General features: G+C 54.8%; 18 protein-coding genes. All 18 read left to right on the top strand.

Annotated features, from left to right (window positions below; genetic code table 11):
• Positions 1 to 15 precede the first annotated feature (15 nt).
• The 18 genes from rpoC to rplX all read left to right on the top strand — a co-directional run bounded on the left by rpoC (position 16) and on the right by rplX (position 14,620).
• Complete coding sequence (gene rpoC, locus ATI02_RS19150) at positions 16 to 4,215, top strand: DNA-directed RNA polymerase subunit beta' (protein WP_034156498.1); 4,200 nt, start codon at positions 16 to 18, stop codon at positions 4,213 to 4,215.
• A 216-nt stretch (positions 4,216 to 4,431) separates the two neighbouring features.
• A complete protein-coding gene (gene rpsL / locus ATI02_RS19155; RefSeq protein WP_003186084.1) occupies positions 4,432 to 4,803 on the top strand; it encodes a 30S ribosomal protein S12 in 372 nt (123 codons plus the stop codon).
• A 107-nt stretch (positions 4,804 to 4,910) separates the two neighbouring features.
• Positions 4,911 to 5,384 (top strand): 30S ribosomal protein S7, encoded by a 474-nt coding sequence (rpsG, locus tag ATI02_RS19160; protein ID WP_007916467.1) that lies wholly within the window; start codon positions 4,911 to 4,913, stop codon positions 5,382 to 5,384.
• A 30-nt stretch (positions 5,385 to 5,414) separates the two neighbouring features.
• Entirely contained in the window at positions 5,415 to 7,520 is a 2,106-nt protein-coding gene (gene fusA, locus ATI02_RS19165; protein ID WP_095188535.1) for an elongation factor G, read from the top strand.
• 31 nt (positions 7,521 to 7,551) lie between these two features.
• On the top strand, positions 7,552 to 8,745 hold the full coding sequence (tuf, locus tag ATI02_RS19170; protein ID WP_100847070.1) for an elongation factor Tu: 1,194 nt from the start codon (positions 7,552 to 7,554) through the stop codon (positions 8,743 to 8,745).
• A 157-nt stretch (positions 8,746 to 8,902) separates the two neighbouring features.
• Positions 8,903 to 9,214, top strand: a complete 312-nt coding sequence (rpsJ, locus tag ATI02_RS19175; RefSeq protein ID WP_003186070.1) for a 30S ribosomal protein S10 — start codon at positions 8,903 to 8,905, stop codon at positions 9,212 to 9,214.
• Positions 9,215 to 9,294: 80 nt separating this feature from the next.
• A complete protein-coding gene (gene rplC / locus ATI02_RS19180; protein ID WP_003228738.1) occupies positions 9,295 to 9,930 on the top strand; it encodes a 50S ribosomal protein L3 in 636 nt (211 codons plus the stop codon).
• 12 nt (positions 9,931 to 9,942) lie between these two features.
• On the top strand, positions 9,943 to 10,545 hold the full coding sequence (rplD, locus tag ATI02_RS19185; RefSeq protein ID WP_100847071.1) for a 50S ribosomal protein L4: 603 nt from the start codon (positions 9,943 to 9,945) through the stop codon (positions 10,543 to 10,545).
• Complete coding sequence (gene rplW / locus ATI02_RS19190) at positions 10,542 to 10,841, top strand: 50S ribosomal protein L23 (protein WP_002555488.1); 300 nt, start codon at positions 10,542 to 10,544, stop codon at positions 10,839 to 10,841. Before rplD ends, rplW begins: the two co-directional genes overlap by 4 nt.
• A 14-nt stretch (positions 10,842 to 10,855) precedes the next feature.
• The gene (gene rplB, locus ATI02_RS19195; RefSeq protein WP_003228734.1) at positions 10,856 to 11,680 is read left to right on the top strand and encodes a 50S ribosomal protein L2; all 825 of its coding nucleotides are present in this window, start codon (positions 10,856 to 10,858) and stop codon (positions 11,678 to 11,680) included.
• Between the two features lie 16 nt (positions 11,681 to 11,696).
• Positions 11,697 to 11,972, top strand: coding sequence for a 30S ribosomal protein S19 (gene rpsS / locus ATI02_RS19200; protein ID WP_011336172.1), 276 nt, complete (start codon positions 11,697 to 11,699; stop codon positions 11,970 to 11,972).
• 11 nt (positions 11,973 to 11,983) lie between these two features.
• Positions 11,984 to 12,316, top strand: a complete 333-nt coding sequence (gene rplV, locus ATI02_RS19205; RefSeq protein WP_003103908.1) for a 50S ribosomal protein L22 — start codon at positions 11,984 to 11,986, stop codon at positions 12,314 to 12,316.
• 13 nt (positions 12,317 to 12,329) lie between these two features.
• On the top strand, positions 12,330 to 13,016 hold the full coding sequence (gene rpsC, locus ATI02_RS19210; RefSeq protein WP_003176422.1) for a 30S ribosomal protein S3: 687 nt from the start codon (positions 12,330 to 12,332) through the stop codon (positions 13,014 to 13,016).
• Positions 13,017 to 13,028: 12 nt separating this feature from the next.
• A complete protein-coding gene (rplP, locus tag ATI02_RS19215) occupies positions 13,029 to 13,442 on the top strand; it encodes a 50S ribosomal protein L16 (RefSeq protein WP_003228729.1) in 414 nt (137 codons plus the stop codon).
• Entirely contained in the window at positions 13,442 to 13,633 is a 192-nt protein-coding gene (rpmC, locus tag ATI02_RS19220; protein WP_002555481.1) for a 50S ribosomal protein L29, read from the top strand. The genes rplP and rpmC overlap by 1 nt, the downstream gene beginning before the upstream one ends.
• Positions 13,634 to 13,635: 2 nt before the next feature.
• The gene (gene rpsQ / locus ATI02_RS19225; RefSeq protein WP_003194644.1) at positions 13,636 to 13,902 is read left to right on the top strand and encodes a 30S ribosomal protein S17; all 267 of its coding nucleotides are present in this window, start codon (positions 13,636 to 13,638) and stop codon (positions 13,900 to 13,902) included.
• 23 nt (positions 13,903 to 13,925) lie between these two features.
• Complete coding sequence (gene rplN / locus ATI02_RS19230) at positions 13,926 to 14,294, top strand: 50S ribosomal protein L14 (RefSeq protein ID WP_002555479.1); 369 nt, start codon at positions 13,926 to 13,928, stop codon at positions 14,292 to 14,294.
• 11 nt (positions 14,295 to 14,305) lie between these two features.
• On the top strand, positions 14,306 to 14,620 hold the full coding sequence (rplX, locus tag ATI02_RS19235) for a 50S ribosomal protein L24 (protein WP_095188534.1): 315 nt from the start codon (positions 14,306 to 14,308) through the stop codon (positions 14,618 to 14,620).
• The last annotated feature ends 4 nt before the right edge of the window (positions 14,621 to 14,624 follow it).

Below are 14,624 nucleotides of genomic sequence, written 5' to 3' on the forward strand. Positions count from 1 at the left end.
CCAGGAGGAAAGGCCTTGAAAGACCTACTGAATTTGCTGAAAAACCAGGGTCAAGTCGAAGAGTTCGACGCCATCCGTATCGGATTGGCCTCGCCTGAGATGATCCGCTCATGGTCGTTCGGTGAAGTTAAAAAGCCGGAAACCATCAACTACCGTACGTTCAAACCTGAGCGTGACGGCCTGTTCTGCGCCAAGATCTTTGGCCCGGTAAAGGATTACGAGTGCCTGTGCGGTAAGTACAAGCGCTTGAAGCACCGTGGTGTGATCTGCGAGAAGTGCGGCGTTGAAGTCGCGCTGGCCAAGGTTCGTCGTGAGCGCATGGCGCACATCGAACTGGCTTCGCCGGTTGCCCACATCTGGTTCCTGAAATCGCTGCCGTCGCGTATCGGCTTGCTGATGGACATGACCCTGCGTGATATCGAACGCGTTCTCTACTTCGAGAGCTATGTCGTTATCGATCCAGGCATGACTACCCTTGAAAAAGGTCAGTTGCTGAACGACGAGCAGTACTTCGAAGCGCTGGAAGAGTTCGGTGACGACTTCGACGCCCGTATGGGTGCTGAAGCTGTCCGTGAACTGCTGCACGCTATCGACCTGGAGCACGAGATTGGACGTCTGCGTGAAGAAATTCCGCAAACCAACTCCGAAACCAAGATCAAGAAGCTGTCCAAGCGTCTGAAGTTGATGGAAGCCTTCCAGGGTTCCGGCAACCTGCCAGAGTGGATGGTGCTGACCGTTCTGCCGGTTCTGCCGCCAGATCTGCGTCCACTGGTTCCGCTGGATGGCGGTCGTTTCGCGACTTCCGACCTCAACGATCTGTATCGTCGAGTGATCAACCGTAACAACCGTTTGAAGCGCCTGCTGGATCTGTCCGCTCCGGACATCATCGTGCGCAACGAAAAGCGTATGTTGCAGGAAGCTGTCGATGCTCTGCTCGACAACGGTCGTCGTGGCCGCGCTATCACCGGTTCGAACAAGCGTCCTCTGAAATCCCTGGCTGACATGATCAAGGGTAAGCAAGGTCGTTTCCGTCAGAACTTGCTCGGTAAGCGTGTTGACTACTCCGGTCGTTCGGTAATTACCGTAGGTCCGACCCTGCGTCTGCACCAGTGCGGTCTGCCGAAGAAGATGGCTCTCGAGCTGTTCAAGCCGTTCATTTTCGGCAAGCTCGAAATGCGTGGTCTCGCGACCACCATCAAAGCGGCCAAGAAAATGGTCGAGCGCGAATTGCCAGAGGTTTGGGACGTTCTCGCTGAAGTGATCCGTGAACACCCGGTTCTCCTCAACCGTGCACCGACCCTTCACCGTCTGGGTATCCAGGCGTTTGAACCGGTACTGATCGAAGGTAAGGCTATTCAGCTGCATCCTCTGGTCTGCGCCGCGTACAACGCCGACTTCGACGGCGACCAAATGGCTGTGCACGTACCGCTGACACTGGAAGCTCAGCTGGAAGCGCGTGCGTTGATGATGTCGACCAACAACATTCTGTCGCCAGCCAACGGTGAGCCAATCATCGTTCCGTCGCAGGACGTTGTATTGGGTCTGTACTACATGACTCGTGAAGCGATCAACGCCAAAGGCGAAGGTCGTGTGTTCGCGGATCTGCAGGAAGTTGACCGTGTGTTCCGTGCCGGCGAAGCCGCACTGCATGCCAAGGTTAAAGTACGTATTAACGAAACCGTCAATGACCGTGACGGCAACAGCGTAAGCGGCACCCGTATCGTCGACACCACTGTCGGCCGTGCGCTGCTGTTCCAGGTTGTGCCAAAGGGTCTGTCGTACGACGTCGTCAACTTGCCGATGAAGAAAAAGGCGATCTCCAAGCTGATCAACCAATGCTACCGCGTGGTTGGTTTGAAAGAGACCGTGATCTTCGCTGACCAGTTGATGTACACCGGTTTTGCTTACTCGACCATCTCCGGCGTTTCCATCGGTGTTAACGACTTCGTTATCCCCGATGAAAAAGCTCGCATCATCGGTGCTGCCACCGACGAAGTGAAAGAGATCGAGAGCCAGTACGCCTCCGGCCTGGTAACCCAGGGCGAGAAGTACAACAAAGTGATCGACCTTTGGTCGAAAGCGAACGACGAAGTTTCCAAGGCGATGATGGCCAACCTCTCGAAAGAGAAGGTTATCGACCGTCATGGTGTTGAAGTCGACCAAGAGTCGTTCAACTCGATGTACATGATGGCCGACTCGGGTGCGCGGGGTTCCGCAGCACAGATTCGTCAGCTGGCCGGTATGCGTGGTCTGATGGCCAAGCCGGACGGTTCCATCATTGAAACGCCGATTACTGCGAACTTCCGTGAAGGTCTGAGCGTACTTCAGTACTTCATCTCGACTCACGGTGCTCGTAAAGGTCTGGCGGATACCGCGTTGAAAACTGCGAACTCCGGTTACCTGACTCGTCGTCTGGTGGACGTGGCGCAGGATCTGGTTGTAACCGAGATCGATTGCGGCACCGAACACGGTCTGCTGATGACTCCGCACATTGAGGGCGGTGACGTTGTAGAGCCGTTGGGTGAGCGCGTATTGGGTCGTGTTATCGCCCGTGACGTATTCAAGCCAGGTACCGAGGACGTTATCGTTCCTGCCGGCACTCTGGTAGACGAGAAGTGGGTTGAATTCATCGAGCTGAACAGCATCGACGAAGTGATCGTGCGTTCGCCGATCAGCTGCGAAACCCGCTACGGCATTTGCGCCAAGTGCTACGGCCGTGATCTGGCTCGTGGTCACCAGGTGAACATCGGTGAAGCGGTCGGCGTTATCGCTGCCCAGTCCATCGGTGAGCCGGGTACCCAGCTGACGATGCGTACGTTCCACATCGGTGGTGCGGCAAGCCGTACCTCTGCAGCCGACAGCGTTCAGGTGAAGAATGGCGGTACCGTCCGTCTGCACAACCTGAAGCACGTTGAGCGAGTGGATGGTCACTTGGTTGCTGTGTCCCGTTCCGGTGAGCTGGCTATCGCTGATGACTTCGGTCGTGAGCGCGAGCGTTACAAGCTGCCGTACGGTGCCGTAATTTCGGTTAAAGAAGGTGACAAGGTCGACGCTGGCGCAATCGTGGCCAAGTGGGATCCGCACACTCACCCAATCGTTACCGAAATGAAAGGTACCGTGACCTACGTGGGCATGGAAGAAGGCATCACGATCAAGCGTCAGACTGACGAATTGACCGGTATGACCAACATTGAAGTACTCGACGCGAAAGATCGTCCAGCTGCGGGCAAAGAAATCCGTCCAGCAGTGAAGATGGTCGACGACAACGGCAAGGATCTGTTGCTGCCAGGCACTGACGTTATCGCTCAGTACTTCCTGCCAGCCAACGCCCTGGTCGGTGTGGCGGACGGTGCGAAGATCGCGATCGGTGATGTTATCGCGCGTATCCCGCAAGAAACTTCGAAGACCCGTGACATCACCGGTGGTCTGCCGCGTGTTGCCGACTTGTTCGAAGCTCGTCGTCCGAAAGAAGCGTCGATTCTGGCTGAAGTCAGCGGCACCATCGCGTTCGGTAAAGAGACCAAAGGCAAGCGCCGTCTGGTCATTACCCCGAACGACGGTTCCGATCCGTACGAAGAGCTGATTCCGAAGTGGCGTCACCTGAACGTGTTCGAAGGCGAACAGGTAAACCGCGGCGAAGTTATCTCCGACGGCCCAAGCGATCCGCACGACATCCTGCGTCTGCTGGGTGTGAGCGCGCTGGCCAAGTACATCGTTAACGAGATCCAGGACGTTTACCGTCTGCAAGGCGTGAAGATCAACGATAAGCACATCGAGACCATCCTGCGTCAGATGCTGCGTAAAGTTGAAATCGCTGAATCCGGCGATTCGAGTTTCATCAAGGGCGACCAGATGGAACTGACTCACGTACTGGTAGAAAACGAGCGTTTGGGCGGCGAAGACAAGTTCGTCTCCAAGTACACTCGCGTTCTGTTGGGTATTACCAAGGCGTCGTTGTCCACCGAATCGTTCATCTCGGCGGCTTCCTTCCAGGAAACCACCCGCGTACTGACCGAAGCGGCAGTCACCGGCAAGCGCGATTACCTGCGCGGCCTGAAAGAAAACGTAGTCGTGGGTCGTCTGATCCCGGCCGGTACCGGTCTGGCATATCACAGCGAGCGCAAGCGTCGCCGTGATGCTGACAAGCCGTTGCGCGTTAGCGCCAGTGAAGTGGAAGCTGCACTGACCGAAGCGCTGAACTCGAGCGGTAACTGAGTTCTGCGGTAAATGAGCGTAAGGCCCTGATCGCTCCGTTCATCGAATCGAGACAATTTGTCGAGGTTCGGGGGGCGGGGAGGTCGGGGCCTTGCCTTGACTGGGGACAAGATCCTCTTTAGACTCTTGATCCCCTAAATTTGGCGGGAATTCGTTCCTGCCATTTTGCTTTTCTTGCAAGACAATAGCGTCGCAAGACAACAGTGGAGCTAGTAGATGGCAACTATCAACCAGCTGGTACGTCAGCCGCGTAAGCGTATCGTCGAGAAATCCGACGTACCTGCGCTGCAGAACTGCCCGCAACGTCGTGGCGTGTGCACCCGTGTGTACACCACCACGCCGAAAAAACCTAACTCGGCACTGCGTAAAGTATGCCGTGTGCGTCTGACCAACGGTTTCGAGGTTTCCTCGTACATCGGTGGTGAAGGCCACAACCTGCAAGAGCACAGCGTGGTACTGATCCGCGGCGGTCGTGTAAAAGACTTGCCAGGTGTTCGTTACCACACCGTTCGCGGCTCCTTGGATACTTCCGGCGTTAAAGGCCGTAACCAAGGTCGTTCGAAGTACGGTACCAAGCGTCCGAAGTAATCGGCCGTTTTGCAGATTTTTATTTTATTGAGTCGATAAGAGTAAGGTCGGGCACGCATCCATTGGATCTGTCCCGAGCTAACCTGAAGACCGCTTGAGGGCTTATCATGCCAAGACGTCGCGTAGCAGCAAAGCGTGAGATTCTGGACGATCCGAAATACGGAAGCCAGATCCTCGCCAAATTCATGAACCACGTTATGGAAAGCGGCAAGAAAGCCGTTGCCGAACGTATCGTTTATGGTGCCCTGGAAACCGTTGCGACCCGTAAGGCTGGCACCGATCCCCTGGAACTCTTCGAAAAAGCACTCGACGCCATCGCTCCGCTGGTCGAAGTGAAGTCGCGCCGCGTTGGTGGTGCTACTTACCAGGTTCCGGTCGAGGTTCGTCCTTCCCGTCGTAACGCTCTGGCAATGCGCTGGTTGGTAGACTTCGCCCGTAAGCGTGGCGAGAAGTCTATGGCTCTGCGTTTGGCTGGCGAACTGCTGGATGCTGCTGAAGGTAAAGGTGCTGCTGTTAAGAAGCGTGAAGACGTGCACCGTATGGCCGAAGCCAACAAAGCTTTCTCGCACTACCGCTTCTAATTTTAGCTTCACTAATTTTGCGAGGGCTTTATGGCTCGTACTACTCCGATTAGTCGCTACCGTAACATCGGTATCGTCGCTCACGTGGATGCTGGTAAAACCACCACCACCGAGCGCGTCCTTTTTTACACCGGCAAAAGTCACAAAATGGGCGAGGTGCATGATGGCGCCGCGACCACAGACTGGATGGTGCAGGAGCAGGAGCGTGGTATTACCATTACTTCTGCTGCCATCACCGCCTTCTGGAAAGGTTCCGAGAAGCAGTACTCGCACGAGCACCGTTTCAACGTAATCGATACCCCGGGCCACGTTGACTTCACTATTGAAGTTGAGCGTTCCCTGCGCGTACTCGACGGCGCTGTCGTTGTGTTCTGCGGTACTTCGGGTGTTGAGCCTCAGTCGGAAACCGTATGGCGTCAAGCCAACAAATACGGTGTTCCACGTCTTGTTTACGTAAACAAGATGGACCGTGCTGGTGCCAACTTCCTGCGCGTGATCGGTCAGATCAAGCAGCGTCTGGGTCATACTCCGGTGCCGATTCAGTTGGCCATCGGTTCCGAAGATAACTTCCAGGGTCAGATTGATCTGATCAACATGCAAGCTATCTACTGGAACGACTCTGACAAAGGTATGGTCCCTGTTCGCAAGGACATTCCTGCTGAGCTCCAAGAGCTGGCTGAAGAGTGGCGCAACAACATGGTTGAAGCTGCTGCTGAAGCCAACGAAGAGCTGATGAACAAGTACCTGGAAGGCGAAGAGCTGTCGATCGAAGAGATCAAAGCTGCTTTGCGTCAGCGTACTATCGCCGGCGAAATCGTTCTGGCTGTTTGCGGTTCTTCGTTCAAGAACAAGGGTGTTCCCCTGGTTCTCGACGCCGTTATCGACTTCCTGCCTGCACCGACCGACATTCCTGCGATCAAGGGTACTGACCCTGATAACGAGGAAGTCGAGCTGGAGCGTCATGCAGACGATGCGGAGCCGTTCTCGGCTCTGGCGTTCAAGATCGCTACCGACCCATTCGTGGGTACCTTGACCTTCGTCCGTGTTTACTCGGGCGTGTTGAATTCCGGCGACGGCGTGATCAACTCGGTTAAAGGTAAAAAAGAGCGCGTGGGTCGTATGGTGCAAATGCACGCAAACGCCCGTGAAGAGATCAAGGAAGTACGAGCTGGTGACATCGCGGCCCTGATCGGCATGAAAGACGTCACCACTGGTGAAACCCTCTGCAACGCTGACAAGCCAATCATTCTGGTGCGCATGGACTTCCCGGAGCCGGTTATTTCGGTTGCCGTAGAGCCTAAGACCAAGGATGACCAGGAAAAAATGGGTATCGCTCTGGGCAAACTTGCTCAGGAAGACCCGTCTTTCCGCGTTAAAACTGATGAAGAGACTGGTCAAACGATCATCTCCGGCATGGGCGAGCTGCACCTGGACATCCTGGTTGACCGGATGCGCCGTGAGTTCAACGTCGAAGCCAACATCGGCAAGCCTCAGGTTTCGTATCGTGAGCGCATCACGAAGAACTGTGAAATCGAAGGCAAGTTCGTTCGTCAGTCCGGCGGTCGTGGTCAGTTCGGCCACTGCTGGATCCGTTTTGCTCCTGCTGACGAAGGTCAGGAAGGTCTGCAATTCGTGAACGAAGTAGTAGGTGGTGTGGTTCCTAAGGAATACATCCCGGCTATCCAGAAGGGTATCGAAGAGCAGATGAAGAACGGCGTTGTTGCCGGCTATCCGCTGATCGGCCTGAAGGCTACCGTGTTCGATGGTTCTTACCACGACGTCGACTCCAACGAGATGGCGTTTAAAGTGGCTGCTTCCATGGCGACCAAGCAACTGGCCCAGAAGGGTGGTGGTGAGTTGCTCGAGCCGATCATGGCGGTAGAGGTTGTTACGCCTGAAGACTATATGGGTGATGTGATGGGCGACCTTAACCGTCGTCGCGGCATGATCCAGGGTATGGAAGACACAGTGTCCGGTAAAGTAATTCGTGCCGAAGTTCCACTGGGTGAGATGTTCGGTTACGCGACCGACGTTCGTTCCATGTCTCAGGGGCGCGCAAGCTACTCTATGGAATTCAAAAAATACGATACAGCCCCGTCGCACATCGTCGAGTCTGTTACCAAAAAACAAGGCTGATTCAGCCCCTTTAGGCTAGGAGTTAATTGTCGTGGCTAAAGAAAAATTTGATCGTTCCCTACCGCACGTCAACGTTGGCACCATCGGTCACGTTGACCACGGTAAAACCACTCTGACTGCTGCTCTGACTCGCGTTTGCTCCGAAGTTTTCGGTTCGGCAATCGTTGACTTCGACAAGATCGACAGTGCGCCAGAAGAAAAAGCTCGCGGTATCACCATCAACACCGCTCACGTTGAGTACAACTCGACTATTCGTCACTACGCTCACGTTGACTGCCCAGGTCACGCTGACTACGTGAAGAATATGATCACCGGTGCTGCCCAGATGGACGGCGCGATCCTGGTTTGCTCGGCCGCTGATGGTCCGATGCCACAAACCCGTGAGCACATCCTGCTGTCCCGTCAGGTAGGCGTTCCGTACATCGTGGTTTTCCTGAACAAGGCTGACCTGGTAGACGACGCTGAGCTGCTGGAACTGGTTGAGATGGAAGTTCGCGACCTGCTGTCCACCTATGACTTCCCAGGCGACGACACTCCGATCATCATCGGTTCGGCTCGTATGGCTCTGGAAGGCAAAGACGACAACGAAATGGGCACCACTGCCGTTCGTAAACTGGTTGAAACTCTGGATAACTACATTCCAGAGCCAGTTCGTATGATCGACAAGCCATTCCTGATGCCAATCGAAGACGTGTTCTCGATCTCGGGTCGCGGTACTGTTGTGACTGGTCGTATCGAGCGCGGTATCGTTCGCGTTCAGGATCCGCTGGAAATCGTTGGTCTGCGTGACACTACTGTTACCACCTGCACTGGCGTTGAAATGTTCCGCAAGCTGCTCGACGAAGGTCGTGCTGGCGAGAACTGCGGCGTTCTGCTGCGTGGTACCAAGCGTGACGACGTTGAGCGTGGTCAGGTTCTGGTTAAGCCGGGTTCGGTTAAGCCGCACACCAAGTTCACTGCAGAAGTTTACGTTCTGAGCAAGGAAGAGGGCGGTCGTCACACTCCGTTCTTCAAAGGCTACCGTCCACAGTTCTACTTCCGTACTACTGACGTGACTGGTAACTGCGAGCTGCCAGAAGGCGTTGAAATGGTAATGCCAGGTGACAACATTCAGATGACTGTTACCCTGATCAAAACCATCGCGATGGAAGATGGTCTGCGTTTCGCTATCCGTGAAGGCGGTCGTACCGTCGGCGCTGGCGTCGTAGCCAAAATCATCGAGTAATCTCTTTTATAGAGTCTGCTTGATGAATTGAAAAAGCCCCCGCTCAGCGGGGGCTTTTTTATTGGGTTGACACCTGTCTGGGGCGTCTATAGAATTGCGCCTCCTTTTAACGGGCGTATTGCGCCCGGTGGGAATAGCAGCCGGAGTCTGAAATCCAATGCAAAATCAGCAAATCCGTATCAGGTTGAAGGCTTTTGACCATCGCCTGATCGACCAATCAACCCAGGAAATCGTGGAAACCGCGAAACGTACTGGTGCTCAAGTGCGTGGTCCAATTCCACTGCCTACCCGTAAAGAGCGGTTCACCGTTCTGGTTTCCCCGCACGTCAACAAAGATGCGCGTGACCAGTACGAAATCCGCACTCATAAGCGCGTTCTGGACATCGTCCAGCCAACGGATAAAACCGTTGATGCACTTATGAAGCTTGATCTTGCGGCCGGTGTGGAAGTGCAGATCAGCCTCGGCTAAGACTCGGTCTTAGTCGTGTAACGCTCTGAAATGGGCGGCCATAGCGGGTGAAAGCCCCGTACACTCATGAGGTTTACAACATGACTATTGGTGTAGTCGGTCGTAAATGCGGTATGACCCGTATTTTCACCGAAGAAGGTGTCTCCATTCCGGTCACGGTCATTGAGATCGAGCCGAATCGCGTCACCCAGTTCAAAACTGAAGAGACCGATGGCTATCGTGCAGTGCAAGTCACTGTCGGCGAGCGTCGTGCTTCGCGTGTAACAGCAGCTCAAGCTGGCCACTTCGCTAAAGCGAACGTTGCCGCTGGTCGCACCACCATGGAATTCCGTCTTGAAGAAGGCGAGTACCAGGCTGGCGATCTGATCAACGCTGAAATCTTCGCCGCTGGTCAGCTGGTTGATGTAACCGGTCAGTCCAAAGGTAAAGGCTTCCAGGGTACGATCAAGCGTTGGAATTTCCGCGGGCAAGATAATACCCACGGTAACTCCGTATCCCACCGCGTCCCAGGCTCTATCGGCCAGTGCCAGACTCCTGGTCGTGTATTCAAGGGCAAAAAAATGTCCGGTCATATGGGCGCTGAGCGCGTGACCGTGCAGTCCCTGGAAGTAGTGCGCGTGGACGCTGAACGCAATCTGTTGTTGGTCAAGGGCGCTGTTCCTGGCGCTACTGGCGGCAACCTGGTTGTACGTCCAGCAGCCAAGGCTCGCGGTTAAGGGGAAGCTGACATGCAATTAAATGTAAATGACGCTCAAGCGATCGAAGTTTCCGAACTGACATTTGGCGGCGAGTTCAACGAGACGCTGGTTCACCAAGCAGTCGTGGCCTACATGGCCGGCGGCCGTCAAGGTAGCAAGCAGCAAAAGACCCGTTCCGACGTTCGTGGTGGCGGTAAGCGCCCATGGCGTCAGAAAGGTACTGGCCGTGCTCGTGCCGGTACTATCCGTAGCCCAATCTGGCGTGGCGGCGGTACCACTTTCGCAGCTCGTCCACAGGATCACTCCCAGAAGCTGAACAAGAAGATGTATCGCGCAGCAATGCGTTCCATCCTTGCTGAGCTGGTGCGTACTGATCGTCTGGTCGTGGTTCAGGATTTCGCTGTTGAAACTCCGAAAACCAAAGATCTGCTGGGCAAGCTGAACAACATGAGCCTGACCGATGTTCTCATCGTGTCGGACGCTGTTGATCAGAACCTGTACCTGGCTGCTCGTAACCTGCCGCACGTAGATGTACTTGACGTTCAAGGTTCCGATCCAGTTAGTCTGATCGCATACGACAAGGTGTTGATCACCGTGTCGGCCGTGAAGAAATTCGAGGAGCTGCTGGGATGAACCAGGAACGCGTATTTAAAGTTCTGCTTGGCCCGCACGTTTCCGAGAAGGCTACGGTTCTGGCAGACAAGAAAGGCCAGTTCGTTTTCAAGGTTGCTACTGATGCAACCAAGCTGGAAATCAAGAAGGCCGTCGAAAGCCTGTTCAGCGTGAAAGTAGAGCGCGTCACTACCCTGAACGTTCTGGGTAAGAGCAAGCGCACTGCTCGCGGTCTGGGCAAGCGTAATGACTGGAAGAAGGCAGTTATCTCCCTTCAGCCAGGCCAAGATCTCGATTTCAGCAGCAGTGCTGAGTAAGGAAGGGGTGCATCATGGCAATCGTTAAATGCAAACCGACTTCCCCTGGCCGCCGTTTTGTGGTCAAGGTGGTCAACCAGGAGCTGCATAAAGGCGCTCCTCACGCACCGCTGCTCGAGAAAAAATCGAAGACTGGTGGTCGTAACAACAATGGCCGTATTACCACTCGTCACATCGGTGGTGGTCATAAGCAGCATTATCGTATGGTCGATTTCCGTCGCAACGACAAAGATGGCATCGTCGCCACTGTCGAGCGTATCGAATACGATCCAAACCGTACTGCTCACATCGCACTGCTCTGCTACGCAGACGGCGAGCGCCGCTACATCATCGCCCCTAAAGGCGTGAGTGCTGGCGACCAGCTGATCGCAGGCGCTCTGGCTCCAATCAAGCCAGGCAACGCTCTGCAACTGCGCAACATTCCAGTCGGTTCTACCGTACACGGCATCGAACTGAAGCCAGGTAAAGGTGCACAGATCGCTCGTTCCGCTGGTGCTTCGGCTCAGCTGATCGCTCGTGAAGGTGTCTACGTGACCCTGCGTCTGCGTTCCGGTGAAATGCGTAAAGTCCTGGCTGAATGCCGTGCGACCCTGGGTGAAGTCTCGAACTCCGAGCACAGCCTGCGTTCGCTGGGTAAAGCTGGTGCCAAACGCTGGCGTGGCGTTCGCCCAACCGTTCGTGGTGTTGCCATGAACCCGGTTGACCACCCACATGGTGGTGGTGAAGGTCGTACCTCTGGTGGTCGTCATCCGGTATCGCCATGGGGCTTCCCGACTAAGGGCGCGAAGACTCGTGGTAATAAGCGTACCGACAAAATGATCGTCCGTCGTCGCAAGTAAATAGAGGGATACGACAGTGCCACGTTCTCTGAAAAAAGGTCCTTTTATTGATCTTCACCTACTGAAGAAGATCGAAGTGGCGGCGGAAAAGAACGATCGCAAACCAATTAAAACCTGGTCGCGTCGTTCCATGATCCTGCCACAAATGGTCGGTCTGACCATCGCAGTACACAACGGTCGTCAGCACGTCCCAGTTCTCGTTAACGAAGACATGGTCGGCCACAAACTGGGCGAGTTCGCCGGTACCCGCAACTATCGCGGGCACGTGGCTGACAAGAAAGCCAAGCGTTAAGGGGTAAGGAAATGGAAGTAGCCGCTAAGTTGTCGGGCGCTCGAATCTCCGCCCAGAAAGCCCGCTTGGTCGCCGACCAGATCCGCGGGAAGAAGGTGGGCGAAGCGCTCAACCTGTTGGCTTTCAGCAGTAAGAAAGCCGCCGAGATCATGAAGAAAGTGCTGGAGTCGGCCGTAGCCAACGCCGAGCATAACGAAGGCGCAGACGTTGATGACCTGAAGGTCAGCACCGTATTCGTCAACGAAGGGCGTTCGCTGAAGCGCATCATGCCACGTGCCAAAGGCCGTGCTGATCGCATCGTCAAGCGGTCTTGCCATATCACTGTCAAGGTTGCTGACAAGTAACGGAGTCGAAGAGATGGGTCAGAAAGTACATCCCATTGGCATTCGCCTGGGAATCGTCAAGGAGCACACCTCCGTCTGGTACGCAGACGGTCGGACTTATGCGGACTACTTGTTCGCAGATCTGAAAGTGCGTGAGTATCTCCAAGACAAACTAAAAAGCGCGTCCGTAAGCCGTATCGATATCCATCGTCCGGCCCAAACTGCACGCATCACCATCCACACCGCTCGTCCAGGTATCGTTATCGGGAAGAAAGGTGAAGATGTTGAGAAGCTGCGTCAGGACCTGACCAAGCAAATGGGTGTGCCTGTGCACATCAATATCGAAGAGATCCGCAAGCCGGAACTCGACGGTATGCTGGTTGCGCAGAGCGTAGCTCAGCAGCTGGAGCGCCGTGTAATGTTCCGTCGCGCTATGAAGCGCGCAGTACAGAACGCCATGCGCATTGGTGCCAAAGGCATCAAAATCCAAGTGAGCGGTCGTCTCGGCGGTGCTGAAATCGCACGTACTGAATGGTATCGCGAAGGTCGTGTGCCATTGCACACCCTGCGTGCCGACATCGACTATGCCAACTACGAAGCTCACACCACCTACGGTGTGATCGGTGTAAAGGTTTGGATCTTCAAAGGCGAAGTAATTGGTGGTCGCCAAGAAGAGCTGAAGCCACAAGCACCAGCGCCTCGTAAAAAAGCTGCTAAGTAAGGGGTACGCCAAATGTTGCAACCAAAGCGTACGAAGTTCCGCAAGCAGATGACCGGCCACAACCGTGGTCTGGCACTGCGCGGTAGCAAAGTCAGCTTCGGCGAGTTCGCGCTGAAGTCTGTTGCTCGTGGTCGTCTCACCGCTCGTCAGATCGAGTCAGCGCGTCGTGCTCTGACCCGTCACGTAAAACGTGGCGGCAAGATCTGGATCCGTGTATTCCCGGACAAGCCGATCTCCAAAAAACCTCTCGAGGTTCGTATGGGTAAAGGTAAGGGTAACGTGGAGTACTGGGTTGCCCAGATTCAGCCAGGCAAGGTCCTGTATGAAATCGAGGGTGTTTCTGAAGAGCTGGCGCGTGAGGCTTTCGCCCTGGCTGCTGCAAAGCTGCCGCTCGCCACCTCCTTTGTTAAACGGACGGTGATGTGATGAAAGCGAATGAACTTCGTGAAAAATCCGCACAGCAGCTGAACGAGCAACTGCTCGGCTTGCTGCGCGACCAGTTCAATCTGCGCATGCAGAAAGCAACTGGCCAGTTGGGGCAGTCTCATCTGCTCTCGCAAGTTAAGCGTGACATCGCTCGCGTGAAGACTGTGCTCAACCAGCAGGCAGGTAAGTAATCATGGCTGAAGCCGAAAAAACTGTCCGTACGCTGACTGGCCGTGTTGTCAGCGACAAGATGGACAAAACCATCACCGTTCTGATCGAGCGTCGCGTAAAGCACCCGATCTACGGTAAATACGTTAAGCGTTCGACTAAGCTGCACGCGCACGACGAAACCAATCAGTGCCACATCGGCGACAAAGTCACTATTCGTGAAACTCGTCCGATGGCCAAGACCAAGTCTTGGGCGCTGGTTGATGTTCTCGAACGCGCTGTGGAAGTCTAAGGGCTAGGGGTCGGAGAAATTATATGATTCAGACTCAATCCATGCTCGATGTGGCCGATAACAGCGGCGCTCGCCGCGTTATGTGCATCAAGGTGCTGGGTGGCTCCCATCGTCGTTACGCTGGTATCGGTGACATCATCAAAGTTACCGTCAAGGAAGCAATTCCTCGCGGTAAAGTGAAAAAAGGCCAAGTGATGACTGCTGTTGTAGTCCGCACTCGTCACGGCGTACGTCGTGCTGATGGCTCTATTATCCGCTTTGATGGCAACGCTGCTGTTCTTCTGAACAACAAGCAAGAGCCGATCGGCACCCGTATCTTTGGGCCAGTGACCCGTGAACTTCGTACTGAGAAGTTCATGAAGATCGTCTCGCTCGCCCCAGAAGTGCTGTAAGGAGATCCGACATGCAAAAGATTCGTCGTGACGACGAGATCATCGTGATCGCCGGCAAAGACAAAGGTAAGCGCGGTAAGGTGCTGAAGGTTCTTGCTGACAACCGTCTGGTTGTTGGTGGTCTGAACCTGGTCAAGCGTCATACCAAGCCTAACCCGATGTCGGGCGTACAGGGCGGTATCGTCGAGAAAGAAGCGCCACTGCACGCTTCTAACGTCGCCATCTTCAACGGCGAAACCAACAAGGCTGACCGCGTTGGTTTCAAAGTAGAAGGCGGTAAAAAAATTCGTGTCTTCAAGTCGACCCAAAAAGCGGTTGATGCTTGAACAC

The organism is Pseudomonas baetica (assembly GCF_002813455.1).
Classification (GTDB): Bacteria; Pseudomonadota; Gammaproteobacteria; order Pseudomonadales; family Pseudomonadaceae; genus Aquipseudomonas; species Aquipseudomonas baetica.